The sequence below is a fragment of the Massilia orientalis genome (assembly GCF_030411975.2).
Classification (GTDB): Bacteria; Pseudomonadota; Gammaproteobacteria; order Burkholderiales; family Burkholderiaceae_D; genus Telluria; species Telluria orientalis.
This window is the reverse complement of sequence record NZ_JASNRB020000031.1, coordinates 24,843-49,083: the sequence shown is the minus strand read 5'-3', so window position 1 is coordinate 49,083 and position 24,241 is coordinate 24,843. Positions and strand designations below refer to the sequence as shown.

The 24,241-nt window shown below is 62.1% G+C and carries 16 protein-coding genes; 12 read left to right on the top strand and 4 right to left on the bottom strand.

What is annotated here, in order from left to right; genetic code table 11:
• Nucleotides 1-778: 778 nt before the first annotated feature.
• Both QPK29_RS30245 and QPK29_RS30240 read right to left on the bottom strand, forming a co-directional pair.
• Complete coding sequence (locus QPK29_RS30245) at nucleotides 779-2,746, bottom strand: sialate O-acetylesterase (protein WP_371772410.1); 1,968 nt, start codon at nucleotides 2,744-2,746, stop codon at nucleotides 779-781.
• 261 nt (nucleotides 2,747-3,007) lie between these two features.
• Nucleotides 3,008-4,069, bottom strand: coding sequence for a sensor histidine kinase (locus QPK29_RS30240; protein ID WP_400189894.1), 1,062 nt, complete (start codon nucleotides 4,067-4,069; stop codon nucleotides 3,008-3,010).
• 891 nt (nucleotides 4,070-4,960) lie between these two features.
• Here QPK29_RS30240 and QPK29_RS30235 point away from each other — a divergent pair.
• The 5 genes from QPK29_RS30235 (at nucleotide 4,961) to QPK29_RS30215 (ending at nucleotide 11,153) form a co-directional block, all read left to right on the top strand.
• Nucleotides 4,961-7,921 carry a TonB-dependent receptor gene (locus tag QPK29_RS30235; protein WP_400189893.1) on the top strand — a complete coding sequence of 987 codons (2,961 nt, stop codon included), beginning with the start codon at nucleotides 4,961-4,963 and terminating at the stop codon, nucleotides 7,919-7,921.
• An 81-nt stretch (nucleotides 7,922-8,002) separates the two neighbouring features.
• The gene (gene bglX, locus QPK29_RS30230; RefSeq protein ID WP_371772387.1) at nucleotides 8,003-10,246 is read left to right on the top strand and encodes a beta-glucosidase BglX; all 2,244 of its coding nucleotides are present in this window, start codon (nucleotides 8,003-8,005) and stop codon (nucleotides 10,244-10,246) included.
• The gene (locus QPK29_RS30225) at nucleotides 10,243-10,506 is read left to right on the top strand and encodes a hypothetical protein (protein WP_371772386.1); all 264 of its coding nucleotides are present in this window, start codon (nucleotides 10,243-10,245) and stop codon (nucleotides 10,504-10,506) included. The genes bglX (QPK29_RS30230) and QPK29_RS30225 overlap by 4 nt, the downstream gene beginning before the upstream one ends.
• The gene (locus tag QPK29_RS30220) at nucleotides 10,461-10,799 is read left to right on the top strand and encodes a glycoside hydrolase family 3 C-terminal domain-containing protein (RefSeq protein ID WP_371772385.1); all 339 of its coding nucleotides are present in this window, start codon (nucleotides 10,461-10,463) and stop codon (nucleotides 10,797-10,799) included. The genes QPK29_RS30225 and QPK29_RS30220 overlap by 46 nt, the downstream gene beginning before the upstream one ends.
• A gap of 81 nt (nucleotides 10,800-10,880) precedes the next feature.
• Entirely contained in the window at nucleotides 10,881-11,153 is a 273-nt protein-coding gene (locus QPK29_RS30215) for a fibronectin type III-like domain-contianing protein (protein WP_371772384.1), read from the top strand.
• 347 nt (nucleotides 11,154-11,500) lie between these two features.
• Here QPK29_RS30215 and QPK29_RS30210 read toward each other — a convergent pair whose 3' ends face one another.
• Entirely contained in the window at nucleotides 11,501-12,535 is a 1,035-nt protein-coding gene (locus tag QPK29_RS30210) for a LacI family DNA-binding transcriptional regulator (RefSeq protein WP_400189892.1), read from the bottom strand.
• 740 nt (nucleotides 12,536-13,275) lie between these two features.
• Between QPK29_RS30210 and QPK29_RS30205 the strand changes: the two genes are divergently transcribed.
• The 7 genes from QPK29_RS30205 to QPK29_RS30175 all read left to right on the top strand — a co-directional run bounded on the left by QPK29_RS30205 (nucleotide 13,276) and on the right by QPK29_RS30175 (nucleotide 23,150).
• Entirely contained in the window at nucleotides 13,276-13,833 is a 558-nt protein-coding gene (locus QPK29_RS30205) for a TonB-dependent receptor plug domain-containing protein (RefSeq protein WP_400189891.1), read from the top strand.
• Nucleotides 13,834-13,965: 132 nt separating this feature from the next.
• Complete coding sequence (locus tag QPK29_RS30200; protein ID WP_400189890.1) at nucleotides 13,966-15,639, top strand: sodium:solute symporter family transporter; 1,674 nt, start codon at nucleotides 13,966-13,968, stop codon at nucleotides 15,637-15,639.
• Between the two features lie 79 nt (nucleotides 15,640-15,718).
• On the top strand, nucleotides 15,719-18,061 hold the full coding sequence (bglX, locus tag QPK29_RS30195) for a beta-glucosidase BglX (protein ID WP_371772163.1): 2,343 nt from the start codon (nucleotides 15,719-15,721) through the stop codon (nucleotides 18,059-18,061).
• Complete coding sequence (locus QPK29_RS30190) at nucleotides 18,058-19,080, top strand: glucokinase (RefSeq protein ID WP_371772164.1); 1,023 nt, start codon at nucleotides 18,058-18,060, stop codon at nucleotides 19,078-19,080. Before bglX (QPK29_RS30195) ends, QPK29_RS30190 begins: the two co-directional genes overlap by 4 nt.
• Nucleotides 19,080-20,186 carry an HlyD family secretion protein gene (locus tag QPK29_RS30185; RefSeq protein ID WP_371772165.1) on the top strand — a complete coding sequence of 369 codons (1,107 nt, stop codon included), beginning with the start codon at nucleotides 19,080-19,082 and terminating at the stop codon, nucleotides 20,184-20,186. Before QPK29_RS30190 ends, QPK29_RS30185 begins: the two co-directional genes overlap by 1 nt.
• Nucleotides 20,183-21,718 (top strand): MDR family MFS transporter, encoded by a 1,536-nt coding sequence (locus QPK29_RS30180; RefSeq protein ID WP_371772166.1) that lies wholly within the window; start codon nucleotides 20,183-20,185, stop codon nucleotides 21,716-21,718. The genes QPK29_RS30185 and QPK29_RS30180 overlap by 4 nt, the downstream gene beginning before the upstream one ends.
• 10 nt (nucleotides 21,719-21,728) lie before the next feature.
• Nucleotides 21,729-23,150 carry an efflux transporter outer membrane subunit gene (locus QPK29_RS30175; RefSeq protein WP_400189889.1) on the top strand — a complete coding sequence of 474 codons (1,422 nt, stop codon included), beginning with the start codon at nucleotides 21,729-21,731 and terminating at the stop codon, nucleotides 23,148-23,150.
• 86 nt (nucleotides 23,151-23,236) lie between these two features.
• On the opposite strand, the gene QPK29_RS30170 is transcribed toward QPK29_RS30175, so the two are convergent.
• A complete protein-coding gene (locus QPK29_RS30170) occupies nucleotides 23,237-24,160 on the bottom strand; it encodes a flavin reductase (protein ID WP_371772167.1) in 924 nt (307 codons plus the stop codon).
• Between the last annotated feature and the right edge of the window lie 81 nt (nucleotides 24,161-24,241).

Genomic DNA, 24,241 nt, shown 5'->3' with positions numbered 1-24,241 from the left:
AGCTGCAGAAGCGGAAACGGAAACGGACACAGCTTAAACTAGCCGGCTGAGTGTCTTGACTGATGGGTCCACTTTAGTGAGCCCGCGCTGATTCAAGCTGAACAACTAGAGAGCGTGGTGAGCCGCTTCTTTCGCAATCAGGCTTGGCTTTACTGTTTTCTTACCGATGACAGAAGCGAACGAGCGCGGCTTGCGAAAAGAGCAATGAACGAATCCGGTATCGAAGGTAGCCGCGATCACGCTAAGGCTTGGCTAACGCAACGTGAACACGAGTTGTGTCGAGAACTCGGTGTAGATCGTGTCCGGCTTTGCCGTTGAACTGGGTTCGGCATCTCGGGCGAATTACGCTCAGCAAACCCAGCTGCCAGCCTGTTGGGAGCTGTCGCTCTGCCACTACCTGTTCTTTACGTTCTCGACGCCGTTCACGTCCACATTGTCTGCACTGTAGTAGATCGAAGATTGCCGACGACAACAGATTAGCCACAAAAGGGAAACAGGCAAAAAAATGCCCGCTGGGAAGCGGGCTGAATCTATCCTTGGAGAAGAATAGAGGAGACATGACCACTATGCTGCAATGCACAAAGACTGTCCAATGACCGTTCATGATATCTGCAATGCGCCGAGCTCATGTCTTGTTCCGCAACGAGACCTAGACTCGACATTAGCAGTTAGATTGTCGAGTTGAATATTTGACTTTGCGTTATTCCACCGCCGGCGTCGAGGCGCCGGTCAGCGCCAGCTTGAACACGCTAAGCTTTCCCTTCTCTTGATGGCCAGCCTAGTTGATGGCCATCTCGAACGGCGCCGCTGGCAGATCCTCGGTGCTGTAGAGATTCACGTACGGCACATCGGCCCATGCATAGCGAACATGAGTCGCTCCGGGCTGGTTGGCGCCTTTCAGAGTTACTGTGTCGCCCTGCGCCACCGCGAGCGCGTATCGGCAAACCGCCCCCGCACACGATTCAAAGCCGATTGCTTGCGCGGCGCCATAGGTTCGCAAGCCGCCGGCTGAATTCTTGAATTTGATTACGAGATCCTCTCCCGAACGCATCACACTGGTCGCCTCCGGGCCACCTGGAGTAATTGCCTCACCATAGGCGATTGCACGGGCGGCGCGCGCGAGCCGCTCGCCGACCACGGCCTTCTGCGGTGGGTGGATGTCGGCACGGTCGCCCACATCAATGGTAACGACCAACTCGGCATGCGGGTCATTTTGAACTGTCTTAGCCTGAGCTTCCCGCAGTTCGGCCCAGGTCGAGCGTCCCGGCTTTGTCGCCGCCGAACCGTAGGACGACAGCTGAACGACGAGGAACGGCAATTCTGGTTGGGCGAAGGTCTTGCGCCAGTCGGCGATTAGTAGCGGCAGCAGGGTTTCATATTCCTTGGAGGCTCCGGTGTTGGCTTCCCCCTGGTACCACGCCGCCAGCTTGAACTTGTAGCCAGCGAGCGGCGCGATCATTGCATTGTAGAGCGTCGACAAACCGTTTGGCACATCCCACGGCACCGACGGAATCGACAATCCTTGCGAACGCACGCCCAACTTGTACTTCCATGTCGCAGGCAGGGCAATGAACTGTCCATCGCTGGTCTTGATTCGACGATGTTTCGGTAGCCCGACCAGTCCCCCACCTTTGCCACCGCTATAGACGCGGACGATGATCACGTTCTTGCCGGGTCTGAACACGCCAGCGGGAACGGAATAATTTCGCCACGTCCAGGCGGTACTGCCGCCGCCCACGAGCACACCATTTACCCATGTGCTATCGAAGGTATCGATAAGACCGAGTTGAAGCTCATTCGCGACTTGCGCCTGCTTGTCGTTCAGCATGACAGTGGTCCGAAACCACGCCTCGCCGTCGAAGTCCGCGAACTCGGCAATCCCTGCATCCTTCCACGAACCTTTTGGCGTCAGGCTGGGCCACGCGGTGTCGTCAAAACCTGACGTACTCCACGCACGTTGCGGCTTCGTCCGCGGGAAATGTTCATCCCACCATTGCTCGTGCCGCTGCGTTTCATCGGCTATCGCCTTGGCGGGATTGGACGACAGTTTCGCGAGCGACTCAATCCCCGGGGCGTAGGCCGGCAACGTCTTCAGCGACGAGGCGCCGATCCATGCCTGTATCCAGGTACCACCCCAGTTGGAACCGATGAATCCTACAGGCACCTTGTTCGCCTGTTGCAGTGCACGCGCCATGTAGTAGCAAACGGCCGACGCTTCACCGGCTGTCCTTGGCGAAATCACTTTCCATTCCACTTGTCGTTTGAGATCATCTTGCCGGGTGAATGCACTGGCGTTCTGGATGTTCGTGAAGCGCAGGTCCGGATTGGCGCTGAACTCGTCCCACGCGCCGGTGGACAGGCGTGCAGGAAAAGCCATGTTCGACTGCCCTCCGCACAGGTATACGTCACCGATCTTGATGTCCTTGAGCGTGGTTTCGCTATTCCCGGCCTTGACGGACAACGTGTAGGGCCCACCAGCGTCCATCGCTGGGAAGGTCAACCGCCATTTTCCATCCTCGTCCGTAGTCGCTTCGGCAGTCTTTCCGCCCAGCTCCACCAGCACGCGCTGCGCTGCAGTGGCCGTACCCCATATGGTCAAGGGTTCACCACGCTGCAATACCGCGTGATCGCCGAAAATTCTGGCAAACGAGAGAGCCCCTGTCTGCGCGTAAACTTGGCCAGCCAGCGACCCGGCAAACAGGAAAGCAACCCCATTGGCAAGGCCGCGGCGAGAAGGAAAGTTCATATTTTTGTCTTACTTTTCATCAATAATCAAATGCCAGGAACTCCTGGCTCCTCGCCGCCGCTTCACAGTGGGCTGGCAATCTTGGACGGTCTGGGTCCGAGAGAGCCCTTTAATTCAGATATTCCCTACCCAACTGCGCCAGGCGGCTCCCTTCAAGTATAGGAAGCGAGCTTGTCAATGGCCGCCTTCGTGTCGTTGAACCCGGAGAGGATTGTGGCAACTTATAAAAACCCGCTCAGGAACCGCTTACCGATCCACTACCTACTTATCCGCCGCGAGCGGAATCGACATCTCGACCATGAAACCAGCGCCTGGCGCCGTATGGACGGTCAACGTGCCGCGCACGCCATGTTCGAGTTCGAGTCGGCGTTCCAGTGTCCGTATGCCCAGTCCCCCCGACGTCTTGAACGCATCGGGGTCGGCACCGGGGCCGTCGTCACCCACGGTCAACGTCAGCGTGCCGGTCCGCTCATCGAGGCCCGTGCGGATCAGGATCCGGCCTGGGCGGCAATGCGGATTGATCGCATGCTTGATGCTGTTTTCGACGAGCGGCTGCAACGACAGCGCGGGCAGAGGGCAAGGCCCGGCCTTCTCGTCCAGTTCCCATTCGACCTGCAAGCGCGAGCCGAGACGCAGGCTCTCGAGTTCAAGGTAGTCGCGAACGAACTGTAGTTCATCGTCCAGCGTCACGAAATCGACACCGTTTTTTTCGGTGTCGAGCACATAGCGCAGCATGTCCGAGCACTGGAACAGCGCCGTTTCTGCCGCCTCCGGATTCTTGCGCGTGAGCGCGATGATCGAGTGCAGCGTGTTAAACAGAAAATGTGGATTGAGCTTGTTGCGCAAGGCGCTCATCTCCGACGTGACCAGCAAATGGTGTGCCAGCTGGGCCGCCGCAGCCTGCCGACGCTGGGCATGGCTCATGCGGACGATGTGAAACGTGGCGGCGATGACGCAATAAGTCATCATCGCATAGAGCAGTGGCCAGAAAATCCACGCCAGCGGTTGCCGCACGCCAATAAGAAACCTCAACAACAGGTAGCACATGAGGCCATAGAGTATTGCGCCGCTGGCGTGGATGAGGACGACGGTCCAGGCGGCCGGACGCCGGCGGTCCAGGTAGCCGCTCAGTGGCCACAGCAAGGCGAGGAATATCGCGTGTGGAGTGCTCTTGAGTATTGCGGCGGCAATATTCGTGTCGAATCTTCCCTGCAGCAGAGCGTCGACCTGCAAGGCGGCTCCCAGCAGCAGCAAGAAGGCAACCCAACTGCAGACGTAGATGCTCCACATGTGGAGGGTCGGGATGGGGTCATTGGATTCCATGACGCGAAGTATGGCGCGTAACCCCACGCCAGGTACCGTCTGAACGGACGATGAGATTGCGCTGGAAACCAAGCACCATAGCGATGCGATTGTCGTAAGCCAAGACAGGCGTCTCCGCGTCGCTATCACGTCATTCGGCCGACTCGCCCTGCGAGCAAGCAGCTTGAGGTGATGCGGCAACTACGTTGACAAACGCTAAGAACAACCTCCTTTGGAAGACTTGCCGCGCTACACACTAGTCCAAGAGACACTAAAACGCCCTCCTCTCGCAGCGCACACTCAGTAGCTTGAACACGAATGCGCTCGTTCGCGCGCGCAAACGCTTAGAAGAGTGGCCACCGCGAACGCGCAGGCAGACCATGGCTGCAGCGTCGAATGCTTAGCGGATCCAGGCTTCTTTGAAAGGAAAAGTCGTTATCAAAGCACGAATGCTAACGCCTGAAAAAGTATGTTGTATGCATATTTGCCTTGCAAAAACCTGGGTCGTCAACGCGCGTTATTGGAAAAACAGCATTTATACATATGCACGACGTCCATTCTGTTGCAAAAATGCTACAGCAAGGTTGTTGACTTTTACGTCTCAGGAATCGCACAATGCCGCTGGTTGGAACCGGTACCAATGGATAATAGCATGATCTGGCGAAGCTTTCGTAAGGGAAGAATTGCGCACGACTTTTCCTCAAGATCAAATCGTGCGCCATGGCTAGGCACTTTTTTTTCATATCAATTGGAACCGGTTCCACAGATATTTTTGGAGAATTTGCAGTGTGTTCGACGTGCATAACTATTTAATCAATAGGAGATACAGTGTCACAATCCAAACATCAAAACGCATTTCCTTGCACCCGTCCCCGTCTGATTGCCCTCGCCGTCGCGGGCGCATGTGCCACGATGTTTTCCCCAGTGCTGGCACAAGAAGCCAGCGCTCCGGCCACTACCGATATCAAGGGGTCGCAAGCGGCGTCGACTCAAACCGTGGTTGTGACCGGTATCCGTGCGTCGATGCAGTCGACCCTAAATCTGAAGCGCAAATCTGACGGTATCGTTGACGGCATCGTTGCCGACGACATCGGCAAATTCCCCGATACAAACCTGGCCGAAGCGGTCCAGCGTATTTCCGGCGTGTCGATCGACCGTTCCAACGGCGAAGGCTCGCGCGTGACTGTGCGCGGCATCGGCCCCGACTTCAACTTGGTACTGCTGAACGGTCGCCAGATGCCGTCGGCGAACCTAGGTGCCAGCGACTCCCGTTCGTTCGACTTCGCGAACCTTGCGTCGGAAGCTATCTCGCAGATCCAGGTGTACAAGAGCTCCCGTGCCGACAGTCCAGCGGGCGGCGTCGGCGCCACGCTGAACATCATGACGGGCCGTCCACTGGATCTAGGCAACCAGACTAGCATTGGAGCCAAGATCGATTACGACCGGTCGAATACCAACATCCCGGGACAGCTCAACGGGAAGAACATTACGCCGGAAGTCTCGGCCCTAATCAGCCGAAAATTCGGCCCGGACAATATGTTCGGCGTGTCGCTGACCACCAGCTACCAAGCGCGTAACTCGGGCTTCGCTCAGGCTAAGGTCGGTGACGGCTACCTGGGTCCGTACGCCGGCGCTGCCGATCCGGGAGGCACGCTGGTCAATGCAAAAGGCATTACCGGTCTAAGCGGCAATCAGCTCTACGATACGCCGCAGAGCTTGTACTACGTCCTGCAGGGCACCCAGCGCAAGCGTACCAACGGCCAGCTGACGTTCCAATTCCGTCCATCGAAGGACTGGACCAACACCCTGGACTACACTTACTTCGAGAACAAGCAGCGGGTCGCGTCAAACGCATTGCAGGCTTGGTTCAGCGGCAAGAACGTGATCTCCGCTGTGGACTTCGGCAACGGCGCAGTGCAGTCGCCGAACAGCTATACGGAAAACTATGGAAAAGATCCCCAGGATTTCAACATGCTCGCGGTTCGCGCGGGCACGAAGACGACTCTCAAGTCGCTCGGCTTCAATACCCAGTACCGTGTCAGTCCGGGCTTGAAGTTCTCGCTGGATGCACACCACTCGGTAGCGGACGCCGGCAAGGATAGCCCATACGGCGTCGGCAACGACCTCAATCTCGCGAGCTTCGGCCGAAACAGCAATACGCTCGACCTGACCCAAGAAATGCCGGTCCTGTCCGTCGACTACACGCCGCAGCCGTTCCAGGTGAGCGGCTCGTTCTTCCAGGACCGTGTCATCAAGCAGACCGTCGACCAGGTCCAGGCCGGCGGCAGCTTGAAGATCGGTGAATCGTCGAACTTGAACTTCGGCGTTGGCAGCGTCAAGACCAAGTTCAATTCCGCGTTCCAGCAAGTTCAGCAGAACGCCTGGAGTGGCGTCGTCAAGGACCGCTCGAAGGTTGGGCAGTTCTTCAACCAGGCAAACTTCACGCCGATCGACTATCGCCAGTACTTCAGCAAACTGGGTGGTTCAGGCGATCCAAAGCTGTTCCCGACCATGTACATCGTAGACTTCGACAAGGTCCTGCAGGATGCGAAGAACTTTACGGCCGCGGACGGCCCAGAGGTCAACCACGCCGGCCAAGCTTCCTATGCCGGGGTATGGGGACCAAGCCTCGCCAATCCGAGCGAAATCCGATCCCTGCAGGAAAAAACCAACTCGCTGTTCGCCCAGTACAACACCGAATGGGACTTGGCCATGCCAATGCACACCGGTATCGGCTTGCGCTACGAGAAGACGAAGGTCGACACGACGTCCAGGATCCAGTATCCGACGTCGGTAAGCTGGGGCACGCAAAACGAGTACGTCATCGGCTTCGCGCCGGGCGTCCAAGTACCACAGAGTGCGTCCTACCACTACTGGCTGCCGACGGTTGACTGGGACATGGACGTGACGTCGAACCTGAAGCTGCGCGCCAGCTGGGGCGTGACGATCGGGCGTCCGCAGTGGAACGAAATTCAGGGCGGCACCTCGCTGGACGCCATCGCAAACATCCGCGGCCTGAGCGGTTCGACCGGCAACCCGGCGCTGCGTCCGGTGAAGTCGAAAAACTTGGACCTGTCCGCCGAATGGTACTACAGCAAGCAGAGCATGGTCTCGCTGGGCCTGTTCAACAAGGACCTGACCGGCTTCCCGGGCTCGACGATCATCACGACGCCGTCGACGACTGCGACGACGCCGGTCAATGGCCGGTACTGGCAGGCAGCGTCGGCCAGCGGGTGCGGCACGGACACGTTCTGCATCCGCGACTACATCTTCACGCACTTCGCCGGACAGCCGGGCGTGAACGGCACTGGCCCGCAGCCGGACGGCCACCAGGGCGGCCAGATTCTCGGTATCCCGACCGACCCTGCCCTGCCGCTGCTGCTGAGCACGACGGTCAATGCGAACAAGACTAACGCGAAGGGCGCCGAGATCAACTGGCAACACATGTTCGACAACGGCTTCGGCTTCCAGACGAACTATACCTACGTGAAGTCCGGCCTGCGTTTCGACAACGCGGCGCCGTCGACGCTCAACGGCGTCGCGCAGTTCGCACTGCTCGGCCTGTCGAACTCGGCGAACCTGGTCGGTATCTACGAGGACAGCAGCACGTCGGTTCGACTGGCCTACAACTGGCGGGGCGAGTTCCTGAACTCGACCAATGCCTTCTATAAGCCGCAGCCAGGCTACACCGAGCCATACGGCCAGGTTGATCTGTCGGTCGGCTACAACCTCAACAAGAACCTGAGCCTGTCGTTCGAGGCAATCAACCTCACGAACGCGACGCAGCGCATGCACGGCCGCAACAAGACGGAAGTGCTGTCGGCGGTGCAGTTCGGACCACGATTCATGCTGGGCGCACGCTACAAGTTCTGATGCGGACGTTCTGCGGGCGGCTCGGGATACCGGGCTGTCCGCAAGCAGTCTTCATATACACGGTTATTCGAAAGGAATTTCATGAAGCGTACCCTTATGTCGCTGGCCACGTTGTGCGCCTGCGTCGCCATGCCGCTTGCCGAGGGCGCCGACCCGGCGATCGACGCCAAGGTTCAGGCCCTGCTGGCACGCATGACCCTGGAGGAAAAGGTTGGCCAGCTGCACCAGGTGGCCGGCCCTGACATGACTGGCCCCACCCGTCCGGAAGGCAAGAACATCGACAAGCGTGCCGACATCGCCGCTGGCCGCATCGGGACCGTGCTCACCGTAAAGTCGGTGGCTGAGACACGGGCACTACAGGACCTGGCCATGCAGAGCCGCCTCAAGATTCCGCTGCTGTTCGCGGTGGATGTGATTCACGGCTACAAGAACGTGTTCCCCATCCCTCTGGGCGAGGCGGCGTCCTGGGACATGGACGCGATCGAGCATTCCGCGCGCATCGCTGCGACGGAAGCCGCCGCGTCGGGCGTGCACTGGACCTTTGCGCCGATGGTCGACATCGCACGCGATCCGCGATGGGGCCGGGTGATGGAAGGCGCCGGCGAAGATCCCTTCCTCGGCGCCGCGATCGCGCGCGCTCGCGTGCACGGCTTCCAAGGCAAGGGCCTCGGCCAACTCGACAGCGTGATGGCCACGGCAAAACACTTCGCCGGCTATGGCGCGGCCATCGCGGGACGTGATTACCAGGCCGTGGACATGAGTCAGCAGCAGTTGCTCGAGGTCTATTTGCTCCCATTTAAGGCGGCTGCGCAGGCGGGTGCGGGGGCCTTTATGAATTCGTTCAACACGCTCAACGGCATTCCGGCCACCGGCAACGCCATGTTGCAGAAAGATATCCTGCGTCAGCAATGGGGCTTCGACGGCATCGTCATCAGCGACTGGAGTTCGATCGCCGAGATGGTGCCTCACGGCTTCGCGGCCGACCTGGCGGATGCCGGCGCACGCGCGATCAATGCGGGCAACGACATCGATATGGAAGGCTACGCCTACCGCACGCACCTGGCGAACCTGGTACGCGCGGGGAAGGTGAGCGAGAAGACAGTCGATGCAGCTGTGGCACACGTGTTGACCAAAAAATTCGAACTTGGACTATTCGACGATCCGTACCGCTATAGCGACGCGGCGCGCGAGAAGGAAGTGCTGTCGCGGCCTGAGCACCGAGCCGCGACGCGCGATATGGCCAAGCGTTCCATGGTACTGCTGAAGAACGAGGGCAATACGCTGCCACTGGCGCGCAGTGCCCGCAACATCGCGCTCGTGGGGCCGTTGGCCAACGCTCGGCGCGACCTTGAAGGCGCATGGATCGTGCAATCCGACGCTGCGCATGTCGTGTCACCAGCCGACGGCGTGCGCAACCATGCCGGCAAGGGGACCCGATTGACAGTGGTGCCGGGATGCGACGTGGCCTGCACCGATACGCGAGGGTTCGGCGCAGCCGTGCGCGCGGCGCGTGATGCCGACGTGGTGCTGATCGCGCTGGGGGAAAGCTTCGACCAAACCGGTGAGGCCCGCTCGCAGACGTCGATCTCGCTGCCGGGGCGGCAGGCCGAATTATTCGCGCGCGTGCGGGCGGCGGCAAAGGCAGCCGGCAAGCCGGTCGTGCTGGTACTGTTCGCCGGCCGCCCGTTGGTCTTTTCCGAACTGGCCAGCCAGGCTGACGCGATTGTCTATGCCTGGCTGCCGGGCACGGAGGGCGGCAACGCGCTGGCGGACGTGCTGTTCGGCGACTACAACCCGTCCGCCAAGCTGCCGATAACGATCCCGCGCAGCCTGGGTCAGGTGCCGATCTTCTACTCCTATCTGAGCACAGGCCGTCCGATCCCGGAGACGGAAGGACAGTATGCCTCGATCTATACCGATTCGCCGAATACCCCGCTGTACGCGTTTGGCCACGGCTTGTCGTACACGACATTTGGCTACACGAACCTGACGCTGTCGGCGCCGCGCATGGCGGGCGACGACAAGCTGACCGTGTCCTTCGATCTGCAGAACACAGGCAAGCGCGCGGGCGAGGAAGTGGTGCAGCTCTATCTGCGCGACCCAGTCGCGTCGATCGCACGTCCTATGAAGGAATTGAAGGGCTTCCGCAAGCTGCGCCTGGATCCTGGCGAAATCCGTCGTGTCAGCTTCGAAATCGACCAAGAACTATTGTCTTTCTACAACGACAAGTTGCATTGGGGCGCGGAGCCAGGCCGCTTTGAGCTGATGGTGGGCAGCGCCTCGGACGATATCCGCCTGCGGGGAGAATTTGAACTAAGCAAATGAGGCTGGAACCCGGTGGCGTGTGGATCACGCCACCAGTCGCCGAAGGCGTGCGCCCAGAAACCCCGCTCATCCCCAAGATCCCGGCCGAGAATCAGGTGCACATTGCCGCTGCGGTCGAGGTCGCGAAACGTTCGGACGTCATCGTACTTGTCGTCTGGGACAAAGAGCAGGTGACGCGTGAAACGGTGCGCTTCGTGACGCCGGCGACCCCACTTTGCTGTCCTTCTACGGCGACCAGGATGCGCTGGTCGAGACCATAATGGCGTGCGGCAAACCGCCGGTCGCCGTGCGGCTCAGCGGCCGTCTGCTTGCGGTTACCCGCTTCGCCGAACAGGCGAACGCCCTCATCGAGGGGTGGTACTTGGGCGAGCAGGGCGGCAACGCGATCGCCGACGTGTTGTTCGGCAAGGTGAACCCGGGCGGTAAGCTCGCGGTCAGCATTCCACGTTCGGTTGGAGAACTGCCGGCCTACTACAGCCGTGAGCCCTCGGCCATCAAGACGGCGTATGTCGAAGGCAGTCGCACGGCGCTGATTCCTTCGGGCATGGCTTGAGCTACACCACCTCCGAGATGTCCGATCCGCGCCTGTTGAAGGAGCAGATCGGACGCAACGAGCGCTTCGCCGTCGAGGTCGATGTCGTCAACACCGGCAAGCGCGACGGCGACGAAGTCGTACAGATCCACGTCCGTGACGTGGTCAGCTCAGTGCCTCGTCCTAGAACTCAAGGCGTTCCGCCGCTTGACGGTTGCCGCCGGCGCCAGCACGACGGTACGGATCGAGCTGGGGCGGGACGCCTTGGCGTTCTCGGATGTCGCCATGCAGTGGATGTTAGAACCCGGCACCGTCGTGATAAGTGCGGGCAACAGTTCCAACCTGCTCAAGTCGGGGAAGCTGGTCGTTTCCTGACACGCACCTCGCCTGCTACTCGCAACCATGGCCTGGAGTCCGAGACGATGGGATCACTCACCCTTCTGTTTCCCCAAGCGCCGATGGATCGTTCGGGTTTGAACGAGACGATCCATGATATCTACCAGTCCGCGTCGAAGGCTACCCCTAGCGCGCCACCATGGCCCTGTTCTCTCAATACATGGGCTGCGTCAGCACGACCATGGCTTCCGGTGCGTGCGCCTACCGCAATGCTCTCGCTGCACAATCCACTGCACGCTTGCCACACATTTCGCCATACGCTACGAATGTTTCTGGAGCGCTTCCATACGATGATTTCTCGAATAAGGAAGTCAACACTAAATTTGTCATGGATGTATTACGTCGCCCGGACTGCTGACGGAGGATCGCTGCGTCACCTGGATCTCGAAATCGTGCACCACCGGATGGGAGAGTCCGTAGCAGAGGTTCAGCAATTGCCAAACCCCATTCTGCGTCATCTCCCGCCACGGCAGGTGCACGGACGTCAGCTGCGGTGCCGAGTAGTCGGCGCTGGGTGTGTCATCGTAGCCGATCACGGAGACGTCATGCGGCACACGGATGCCGGCGCTGTGGAAGCAGGACAGCGCACCGACGGCCATCTCGTCATTAGCACAAAACAATGCCGTGAAGCGTCGTCCCGAGTCGAGCAGCGCCCTGGCCGCGTGCCACCCGCCGCCGGCCGTGAAGTCGCTTTCGACGATCCACATGCTGCGCCGATCGATGCCAACGCTGTCCAATTGGTCAAGAAAGCCTTCCATACGCAGCACACTGTCCGGCAAGCTCGACGGCCCAGCGATGACCGCGATCTCGCGATGCGAATGCTCGAGTAACGTACGTGCGGCCAGCTGTCCCCCGAAATAGTGGTCAAGCGTAAAGCAGCGGTCGCGCATGGCGTCTAAGCTATGGTTGAGGATGACGATGCGCTCTCGCTTTTTCCCTAGGACAGCCAAGTCTTCGTCGAGCAGAGGCAGCGCCATCCCTATCATGCCGTCGCAGCCGCGCCCCATCAGGAATTCGACGCCGCGCATGGCGCGCGCGCGCGCGTCGCCGTCGCCCGAACCGAACGCGACCATCATCTGCACGCCTGCGGCAAGTAGCTCGGCGTTGATGATCTGCAGGACAGGCGTATAGAATGTGCCGGATAGGACTGGAATGTAGACCCCAATCGCCTGCGTTGTCCCGCGTGACAGCGAACGGGCCACATGTGACGGCTGGAATTGCAGCTCTTCGATCGCCTTGCGTACCCGCTCGGCTTTGGCCGGCGACACCGCGCCCTTACCGCCCACGACCCGCGATGCGGTCCCGAGGCCCACACCGGCTAAACGTGCTACTTGCCTAATTGTTACCTTGTCAGAAGTCATTGAACCTCGCGTTGCTATAGTTGAGGTCGGAGAACAGTGTCGGAACGTCTGAAGCCGGTGATTGCCATGGAGAACCAACATTCACATCAGCCGCCCCGGTAGAGTGAAAGCCGCCCATTATGCTCCAGTTCCTTCCGTCGGGCGATGTATAGAGCACGAACATTTCGTTGCTCCATTTTATAGACAAACACTTGTTCCTGTTCGTTGGAGCTTATTGACAGCACCATGGTTTCGCTGAAGTATCTGTAGCGCCGGTTCCCGCCCGAGCGCGTTTGATTCCATATTCTGCCGAGGTGTAGTCCGTTCGGGGATGGTAACTGGCAGAGCCATCCGCTAGCTACATTGGCGCAACGCGACCTATTGGCGATGGTCGGTACGCTTAAGGAAGCATTTATATCAACGCCTCATAGAGTTCGAGCGATTTTTGACGCCGGGTTGACAATAGGGTCGCACATATGCACGACGTCCATTCTGTTGCAAAAATGCTACAGCAAGGTTGTTGACTTTTACGTCTCAGGAATCGCACAATGCCGCTGGTTGGAACCGGTACCAATGGATAATAGCATGATCTGGCGAAGCTTTCGTAAGGGAAGAATTGCGCACGACTTTTCCTCAAGATCAAATCGTGCGCCATGGCTAGGCACTTTTTTTTCATATCAATTGGAACCGGTTCCACAGATATTTTTGGAGAATTTGCAGTGTGTTCGACGTGCATAACTATTTAATCAATAGGAGATACAGTGTCACAATCCAAACATCAAAACGCATTTCCTTGCACCCGTCCCCGTCTGATTGCCCTCGCCGTCGCGGGCGCATGTGCCACGATGTTTTCCCCAGTGCTGGCACAAGAAGCCAGCGCTCCGGCCACTACCGATATCAAGGGGTCGCAAGCGGCGTCGACTCAAACCGTGGTTGTGACCGGTATCCGTGCGTCGATGCAGTCGACCCTAAATCTGAAGCGCAAATCTGACGGTATCGTTGACGGCATCGTTGCCGACGACATCGGCAAATTCCCCGATACAAACCTGGCCGAAGCGGTCCAGCGTATTTCCGGCGTGTCGATCGACCGTTCCAACGGCGAAGGCTCGCGCGTGACTGTGCGCGGCATCGGCCCCGACTTCAACTTGGTACTGCTGAACGGTCGCCAGATGCCGTCGGCGAACCTAGGTGCCAGCGACTCCCGTTCGTTCGACTTCGCGAACCTTGCGTCGGAAGCTATCTCGCAGATCCAGGTGTACAAGAGCTCCCGTGCCGACAGTCCAGCGGGCGGCGTCGGCGCCACGCTGAATACCGTCTGAACGGACGATGAGATTGCGCTGAATACCAAGCAACATAGCGATGCGATTGTCGTGAGCTACGTCAGTCGTGTCCGCGTCGCTAACACGCCATTCGATCCGCTCGTTCTGCGAGACACCTGCTTTTACATCCACATGAATCTTTTCTCTCGCCTCGATTCCCTCGTCTTCCTTACCTACTTCGTAGTGGTCGCCGGTTACGGTCTGTGGGTCTATCGCCGCAAGAAATCTGGCGCTGGCTCGTCGGCCTCGCACGACTACTTCTTGGCCGAAGGCTCGCTCAGCTGGTGGGCGATTGGTGCGTCGCTGATCGCATCAAACATCTCTGCCGAGCAATTCATCGGCATGAGCGGATCGGGCTTCCGCATCGGCATGGCGATCGCCGTATATGAACTAATGGCGGCGGCCACGCTGGTGATCGTCGCGGTGTTCTTCATGCCGGTCTACCTGAAGAACCATATCTACACGATGCCCCAGTTCCTCGAGCAGCGGTACGGCAAAAAGGTGGCCACCACCATGGCCTTCTTCTGGCTCGGCCTGTACGTGGTCGTCAACCTGACCTCGATCCTGTACCTGGGCGCACTGGCCATCGGAAGCATCGCCGGCCTCGGTGTGCTGCCCTGTATGTTGTTCCTGGCAATCTTCGCTGCCGTGATCACGTTGGGCGGCATGAAGGTTATCGGCTATACCGACGTGATCCAGGTAACCTGCCTCGTCATCGGCGGCCTGGTCACGACCTGGATCGCGCTGGAACTGGTCGCTAAGATCGGCGGCGGCAACGGTGCTCTGCACGGTGCCACCACGCTCTTCCAAAGCGCACGCGACCACTTCGATATGGTGCTGCCGCGGACCAACCCGAATTACATTGACCTGCCCGGCCTGTCGACGCTGATCGGCGGCATGTGGATCGTCAACCTGAACTACTGGGGTTGTAATCAGTATATCACCCAGCGCGCCCTTGGCGCCGACCTGCCGACGGCTCGCAAGGGGCTGCTGTTCGCCGCGTTCCTTAAGCTGCTCATGCCGGTGATTATCGTCCTGCCGGGCATCGCCGCTTTCGCCCTGGACAAATCCGGCGTGCTGGGTGACGCCATGCGGCCGGGCGGTGAGCTGAACCCCGACCGGGCCTACCCTACCCTGTTGGCCCTGCTGCCTTCCGGCTTGAAAGGCATCGCGTTCGCCGCCTTGACCGCAGCCGTGGTGGCGTCACTCGCCGGCAAGGCCAACAGCATCGCCACCATCTTCACCCTCGACATCTACAAGAAAAGATTCAACAAGGACGCGAGCGAGCAGAAGATGGTTTGGATAGGCCGCGTCACGGTGGTCATGGCACTGGTGCTGGCGGTGTTAATTGCCCCGCTGCTGGGCATCGACAAGAAAGGCGGTTTCCAATATATCCAGGAATACACCGGCTTTGTCTCCCCCGGCATCCTGGCGATGTTCCTGCTCGGATTCTTCTGGAAAAAAACCAACTCGGCGGCAGCGATGTTCGCCACCATCGGTGGTCTCGTGCTCTCGATAGTCCTGAAGTTCCTGCCGCTGATGATAAATCTTTCCTTTCTAGCGCCGCTCGGCTTTGCCGTCGACAACGGTCACGGCATGCACGAAATTCCTTTCCTGGACCGCATGTTCATCGTGTTCTGGATCGTGGTCGCGGGCATGATCCTGATCAGCAAGATGGGGGCGCGCGACAAGGCGGTTCTCACGCTGCACGTCGACCGCAAGCTGTTCCACGTGGACGGCGCCTTCGCGTTCGGCTCGGCGGTGGTATGCCTGCTGGTGGCCGCGATCTACGGCGTGTGGTGGTAAGCGCCCCGACGTCCGTGCTGGTACGGCTAGCCATGTTTATTTATTCATTCATTCGCTCGATCTCCATAAGACCTGAACTATGTTCCCCTCTTCAAATTACCCTCACGGCCGCTACAAGCTTCGTCTATTCCTGGCCAGCCTGGCTTGCGGCTCGATTGCATGCGCCGTGGCCGCCGGATCCGCAGGCGCGGTGACCGCGCCGCCACCCACCGAATGGGGCGCCCCCGCCATTTTTTCGGCCGAGACGCTGGCGCGCACCGACGCTCTGCTGCGCAAGATGAACGTCGATGAAAAGCTTGGCCAGCTGAACCAACTGTTCGAGTTTCGCAGGTCGTCCAAGCTGGACGGCATGGTACGCGCGGGCAAGCTCGGATCGCTCCTGTTCGTGACCGACCCGGCGGAAATCAACCGCCTGCAACACTTGGCCGTCGAAGGATCTCGCTTCGGCATCCCTCTCCTATTCGGCAGCGATGTGGTGCACGGTTACCGAACCATCTTCCCGGTACCGATCGCCCTTGCCGCATCCTGGGATCCTGCCATGGTCGAACGCGCCAGTGCGATCGCGGCGACCGAGGCACGTGCCGGCGGCATCGGCTGGACGTTCGCGCCCATGGTCGACGTCGCGCGCGACCCGCGCTGGGGCCGCATCGTGGAAGGCGCCGGGGAAGATGCCTACCTCAACGCCGCGATGGCTACCGCCCAAGTGCGCGGCATCCAGGGTCCGCGCCTGGGCACGCCCGACCGGCTGCTTGCGACCGTCAAGCACTTTGCCGGTTACGGCGCTAGCGAGGGCGGCCGCGATCACGATGCGGCGAATCTGTCGGACGCCCAGCTGCAGAATGTCTACCTGCCGCCGTTCCGCGCCGCGGTCCGGGCGGGCGCAGGTTCCATCATGAGCGCCTACATGGACCTGAACGATGTGCCCGCCACAGGCAATAGCTGGCTGCTGCGCGACGTCCTGCGCGGGCAATGGGGTTTCAAAGGATTCGTCGTCAGCGACAACAATGCCGTCAACGACCTCGAACCGCATGGTTATGCGAGCAACAAGCATGACGCTGCGGTCCGGGCGTTCAAGGCGGGCGTCAACATGGAAATGGCGAGTTATTCCAATGCGTTTGCCACCCTCCGCGAGGCCCTGGACAAGCACGCCATCAACGTGGCGGAGGTCGATGCCGCCGTGCGCCCCATCCTTGCCACGAAGTTCCAGCTAGGGCTCTTCGAACACCCTTACGTCGACGCAGCAAAGGCAAGCGAAGCGGCTAAAAATACGCCGGCGTACCAGGCCGAAGCGCGCATCGCGGCCGAGCGATCGGCGGTGCTGCTGCGTAACGAAGGCAAGCTGCTACCACTCGATCGTTCGGCCTACAAGCGCATCGCGCTCATCGGGCCGCTGGCAGACTCACGCCAGGATACGCTCGGGCCATGGGTGTTCGCGCACGACTTGAGCGACACCGTCACCGTGGCGCAGGGGCTGCGTACCAAACTCGGGGCCGGCGTGACGGTCGACGTCGCGCCCGGCGTGCAAATCAGGAGGACGACGCCTTCGCCGTTCGAATCGATTTTCAAGGAGAAGACACCACGTGTCTGGGATACCGGCCGTGCAGGTGAAGAGTTCGAGAAAGCGCTGGCGCTGGCCGGCAACGCCGACCTCGTGATTCTCGTGCTCGGCGAAAAACAGGACATGATCGGCGAATCCGCCTCCCGCTCGACCCTCGCCCTCCCGGGCGACCAGCAGCGGCTCATGGAACGCGTGGTCGCGCTCGGCAAACCCGTGGTACTCCTCCTGATGAACGGCCGCCCACTCGACATCTCCTGGGCGGACGCGCACGTGCCCGCGATCCTGGAGCTCTGGTATCCCGGCGCGCAGGGCGGCGCCGCGGCCGCGAACCTGCTGTTCGGCGATGCCAGTCCGGGCGGGAAGCTGCCCTTCACCTGGCCGCGCAACGTCGGACAGGTCCCGCTCTACTACGGACACAACCTGACCCAGGATCCATCCGAGCAGGACAGGCGCTACTGGAACGAACCGGGCAGTCCATTGTTTCCGTTCGGGTACGGCCTGAGCTATTCGACGTTCGCGGTCAGCGACCTGCGGCTGAGCACATCGTCGATCCGCGCCGGTGAGTCGATCGAGGCGACGGCCGTCGTCGAAAACACGGGGTCGGTGGTTGCTGATCAGGTCGTCCAGCTCTACATCCATCAGCGGTATGGTAGCGCCTCGCGCCCTGTGCGCGAGCTCAAGGGCTTCGAACGTGTCAGCCTGCGCCCCGCCGAGAAAAAGACGGTGCATTTCACGCTCGGTCCCGAAGAGCTTCAATACTGGAGCGCCGCTACGCGCGGCTGGGTCAACGAGGCCAGCACGTTCGACGTATGGATCGGAACCGATTCGAAAGCGACGTTGACCACGACATTTACGCAGCAATGATAGTCACGCCAACTTCAACGCAGTCCGCGTCCCGCCACGATAGCCCGCGCCTGCTGGCCGACATCGGCGGCACCAACGCCCGCTTCGCGCTGGAACTCGGTCCCGGCAGGATCGGGCTGGTCGAGGTATTGCGTTGCGCCGACTACCCCACGCTCGAGGATGCGCTGCGCGCGTACCAGTCCATGCCGCACGTCGCTGCCGAGGGAACCGTCCGGCACGCGGCGGTCGCCATTGCCAATCCGGTGACCGGCGACCGGGTCCGCATGACCAACCATCATTGGACATTCTCGATCGCAGCCGTGGGCCGCGAGCTCGGCTTCGCAACCGTCGCCGTGGTGAACGACTTCACGGCGCTGGCGATGGCGCTGCCGCACCTGGGCGACGATGACAAGCGGCAGGTCGGCGGCGGCACGCCGGTACCGGGCGAGCCCATCGGCCTCGTCGGCGCCGGCACCGGCCTCGGTGTCTCCGGCCTCGTGCCCATTCCCGGCGTCGATGGCGGCTGGACCGCGCTGCGCAGCGAAGGTGGCCATGCGACCTTCGCGCCGGCCGACGAGGTCGAGGCCGACATCCTACGGTTTGCGTGGCGCGAGTTCCGGCACGTGTCGGCCGAGCGGTTGCTGTCGGGCCCCGGCATCGAGCTGATCTACCGTGCGCTCTGCCACTGCCGCGACCGGACGCCCGAGGCTCCGGACGCGGCGGCGATCACGCAGCGCGCGCTGTCGGGCGCATGCCCGCTCTGCGCCGAAGTCCTCGACATCTTCTGTGGCGTCATGGGCACGGTGGCCGGCAACCTGGCGCTGACCCTGGGCGCGCAAGGCGGCATCTACATCGGCGGCGGGATCGTGCCGCGCCTGGGCGAATGCTTCGACCGTTCCTGCTTCCGCAGCCGCTTCGAAGACAAGGGGCGCCTGAGCCCCCATCTGGCAGGGGTCCCTTGCTATGTCATCACGGCCGCATATCCGGCGCTCACCGGCGTGTCCGCAATACTCGCGCAACAACTTCATGGAATAGTTTGATGAATGACCCGATTTTTACGCCCGATCCCATAATCGGCGGGCAGTCCATGCCCGGCAAACCGGCCGGAGCACGCCGCGCCAGGCCCGGCCTGATCGCGGCCGGCGCAATCGTGGCGCTGGCCGGCATCGGCTGGCTCGTGTACCACCTGCAGGTTGGCCGCTACCAGGAAGAGACGAACGACGCCTACCTGCAATCGGACACCGTGACCATTGCCCCCAAGGTGGGCGGTTATGTGCTTAACGTGCTGGTCAAGGACAACCAGCAGGTGCGGGCCGGCCAGCCGCTCGTGCGCATCGATCCGCGCGATTATCGCGCCCAGGCTGAACAATACGAAGCGCAGATCGCCATTGCCAAGGCCAACGCGGACGCAGTGCGCGCGCAGATCGGCGAGCAGGAGGCGGCGGTGGAGCAGGCGCGCATTCAGCTGGCGACGGCGCAATCCGATGCAGCGTTCGCCGCCACCGAGGAGCGCCGCTACGCACCGCTCGCGGAGATCGGTGCGGAGACGGCCGAGCAACTCGCCAATCGGCGCAATAAGGCGCGCCAAAGCGCCCAGCAGGTCGGTATTCATCGGGCCGCGCTGGCGAACGCGCAGAAACGCATCGCATCGCTGCGCGCCCAGGTACGCCAGGCCGAGGCCCAGGCGGGCAGCGCCGAGGCGCAGCTGAAAGCCGCACGGGTGAACCTGGATTCGACGACGCTCGTCGCCACGATCGACGGCAGCATCGGCGACCGGACCGTGCGCGAGGGCCAGTTCGTCCAGCCAGGCACGCGCCTGATGTCGCTGGTGCCGTCGAGCGGCCTGTACATCGTGGCGAACTTCAAGGAAACGCAAATCCGCCGCATGCGGGTCGGGCAGGAAGCCGACATCAGGATCGACGCCTTGCCGGGCCAAGCGTTCCACGGCCATATCGAGAGCATCGCCCCGGGCACCGGCGCCCAGTTCTCTTTGCTGCCGCCGCAGAACGCCACAGGCAACTTCACCAAGATCGTACAACGCGTCCCGGTGCGCATTGCGCTCGATGCCAGCGCCGACGTTCGCCACGTGCTGGTGGCCGGCCTGTCCGCGAAAGTGGACATCTCGACCGCCGGAGCGGGCAAGTGACGGCGCTGGCGGAACCGCGCGCCGACGCCGCGGCGTGGCTCGCGGTCGCGGCGGGTACGCTCGGCGCGCTGATGGCGACGCTGGACATCTCCATCGTCAACTCCTCGCTGCCGACGATTCAGGGCGAGATCGGCGCCAGCGGGACCGAGGGCACGTGGATCGCGACTGGCTACCTCGTGGCAGAAATCATCATCATCCCGTTGTGCGGCTGGCTGGAGCGCATGCTCGGGCTGCGCACGTTCCTGCTGCTGGTAGCGGCACTGTTCACCGCATTTTCCGTGCTGTGCGGCCTGTCGACGTCGCTGGGCATGATGGTCATCGGCCGCGTGGGCCAAGGGATCACCGGCGGCGCCATGATCCCGACCGCACAGACGATCATCGCGACCCGGCTCCCGCGCAGCCAGCAGCCGGTCGGCACCGCCATGTTTGGCGCGACGGCGATCCTGGGCCCGGTGATCGGCCCGGTGATCGGCGGCTGGCTGACGGAGAACCTGAGCTGGCACTACGCATTCTTCCTCAACGTGCCGATCTGCCTTGCACTCATGGCGTTGCTGTGGATCGGTCTGCCTCACCGGAAGCCCCGGGCCGACCAGCTGGCGGAAGCCGACTGGCTCGGCATCGCGGGGCTCGCGGCCTTCCTCGGCGGCCTCACCGTCGTACTCGAGGAAGGCGAGCGCGAACAGTGGTTCGAATCGAACCACATCGTCTGGCTAACGATTCTGTCCCTGGCTGGCTTGCTGGCGCTGCTGGTCGGCCAGTCGACAGCGAAGCGACCCGTCATCCGCCTGCGCATCCTGCTGGACCGGCAATTCGGATCCGTGGTGGTGATGGGCACGATGGTGGGCATGGTGATCTACGGTACGTCGTACGTCATCCCGCAGTTCCTGGCCTACATCGCCGACTACAACTCACAGCAATCGGGCGCGGTCGTCGTGATGTCGGGGATACCGAGCCTGCTGCTCATGCCCTTCGTGCCCCTGCTGATCCGCTACGTCGACATCCGGCCGGCCGTAGCCTTCGGCCTCGTCCTGCTCGGCGCCAGCGCCTACATGGACACCACATTGACCGCGCAGACCACCGGGCCGGAGTTCCTGTATTCCCAACTGATCCGTGGTGTCGGCACCATCTTCGCGATGCTGTACCTGAACCAGGCCGCGATCCAGTCGGTCACGCCCGACTACGCCAGCGATGCCGCCGGCCTGTTCAACGCCGCCCGCAACCTCGGCGGGTCGCTCGCACTCGCGGGGATCGCCGCGGTGCAGGATCAGCGCATGTGGCTGCACAGCCGCCGGCTGGAGGAGACGCTGAACGCCAATGGGGCCGGCCTGCACGATTACCTCGCCGCGCAGGCGCAGTCCATGGGGGGCATGCCGCAGGCGCTGCGCGCGCTGTCCGGCACGATCCAGGTCGAGGCGTTGACCATGACCTATATCGACCTGTTCTGGATCCTGTCCGTGAGTGTGATCTGCACATTGCCGCTCGTGTTATTCCTGCGTCCGCTGGACAAGCATGCGCCCCTGGCTACGCATTAAAGGAGTCTTCGTGTACCTAAGAGCATTTTTTTCGTTCGTGCTGGGAGGCCTCGCCGCCGGTTGTGCCACCGTCGGGCCAGACTATGCGGGTCCGCCCGCAACGCCCCTTCCCGCCGCGTTTACGCGAGCGGGCGAGCCGCCCGAGGCGCCGCGCGTGGCCGCATGGTGGAACCAACTGGGCGACCCCACCCTCGCCAGCCTCGTCGAGCGGGCGTTCGCCGCGAACCCCAGCCTGGCGGCGGCGCAAGCGCGCCTGCTGCATGTCCGCGACATGTCCCGCACCGAGCGCGCCAACCAGATGCCGAGGGGCGGCGCCGACCTGTTTTACGCCCACGCGCGCCTGCCGTCGATGAGCGGCGGCGCCGAGGACGGCTCCCAATTGCCGTCGCGCCTGGACCTGTACAACGTGGGTTTCGATGCGACTTGGGAAATCGACCTGTTTGGCGGCCAGCGCCGCGCCGTCGAAGCGGCTGGTGCATCGGTGCAGGCGGCCGAGGCGAACCTCGCTGATGCCCAGGTCAGCCTGGCTGCGGAGGTGGCCCAGCTGTATGTCGACCTGCGTGGCTGCCAGCGCCGGGAAGCGCTGAACGACGATGCCATCGCGCGCCAGCAGCGGGGGCTGGACCTGGCCCGGCGCCGCCGTGAAGCGGGCACCGCGTCCGATCTCGACCTTGCGCGGCTGCAGGGGCAGCTGGAAGCGACACGCGCGGATACCGGACAGCTCGCCGCCGAACTGGATGGCTACCGCAACGCGCTGGCCGTCCTGCTCGGACTGCCGCCGGGGACACTGGATGACGAACTCGCCAAACCGGCGCCCATTCCGCTTCCTCCCACCGCAGTGGCGGTCGGTGATCCGACAGCGCTGCTGAAGAACCGCCCCGACATCCGCGCTGCCGAACGCACGCTGGCGGCGCGCACGGCACAGATCGGCCAGGCGCAGGCCGCCCGCTTCCCGCGTTTGACGCTGATGGGCTTGATCGGCATCGGCGGCTCGCACCTGTCCGACCTGGCGCACTTGGACGACTTTACCGCGCTCGCCGCCCCTCGGCTCCGCTGGAATTTCCTGGACTTCGGCCGCAACGCCGCGAACGTCGACAAGGCCGAGGACATGCGCAACGAAGCCGTCTCGCACTACCGCGCCGCCGTGCTCGCGGCGCTGCGCGATGCGGAAGACGCGCTGGCACGCTTCCGTCAACGCCGGGTCACCGTCGCAACGCTCGCACGCGCCGTGGAGGCAGCGAGACGTGCCGCCGACCTCACGCGCGAGCGCGAGCGTGCCGGCACTACCACCATGATGGACTTGCTTGACGCGGAGCGAACGCGGATCAGTACCGAGCAACGGCTCGCGTCGGCGGAGACGGCGCTCACGGGCGATTTCGTCTCGCTGCAGAAGGCGTTGGGTCTCGGGTGGGCCGAATCACCTCGGCATTGAAGTCCTGGATTGGGGCCGATCGCCGGAGCCCGACGCCCGGCGCGACCCGATCGCCACCGGGCGCGCTTTATCGCTTCCCGTGCCGGTCAGAGCCAGGCAACAGGGGAACCGACGTCGATTTTCTCCGTGAACCGACAAAGTAACGCACGCAACGCCACCGTCTCCGGCAAGCCGAGCAGGCCTTCCATTCCGGCCTGCACCTGCGAACCTGCACGGCTGAACTGTCCAACGACGTCCCGCCCGGCGGCCGTCAGGTCGAACGTCGTGTCGGAGACCACGCCATTGGACGGTTCGTGGGAGACGATCAGGCCGCGCGCCTCGAGGTCGTCCATGGCCTGGAGGCTGGTGGGATGGGCACTGTAGGCCAGCAGCGTTTCGATCTCGAGACGGGTGCGCCCCCCACGCTCGCCGAGCGCCGTCAGCACGAACATCTCGATGTTGTCGTACCCGAGGCGTCCGCCGACATCGCGCATTTTGCCGTAGAGATAAAAGAATGCCGCCCCCAACAGGTAACTGAGCGACGTGGCCGTCGTCGTCCCGTCCACGGGCCGTCCGCCGATGTCGATGCCCACGGCCTCGGTGCCATCGTGCCGGATCAATGGCGGCAAATCGCTGCGCGCGAAGCCGACGACGCGGCCAACGACGATCAGGCTGTCCTCGCACGCGAACGACGTGACGCGCCGGCACGACAGGGTAGCCGCGCAGCCTTCGAGCACCGGGATGCCGTCCGCGCCCGCGTGCACGCGTAGCTCGCCGGACGCCGTTGCGGATGGTGCCGCCAGCGCCGCCTGGTCGTAGGCCAGCACATGCGCGGCCCAATCCGGGGCCTGTTCCAGTTCGGCGGCCCCCGGCGCATGCCGGTCGATGGTCCACACGACGAGCGCGGACGCCGGTGACAGGATGCCGAAGCTGCGAGCCAGGGCGCCTATTCCAACAGCCTCCTGGCCGGTGGTGACCAGCACGACGCCGCTGGGAAAGCATGCAAATGGATCCTGCAAGTGTGTGTTCATAGATGTCCTCGTCAACCCTGTTCCATCCATTATGAAGGCCGGGTTGACGCTGACATCGTCAGTGCGGACTAGACGGGGCGG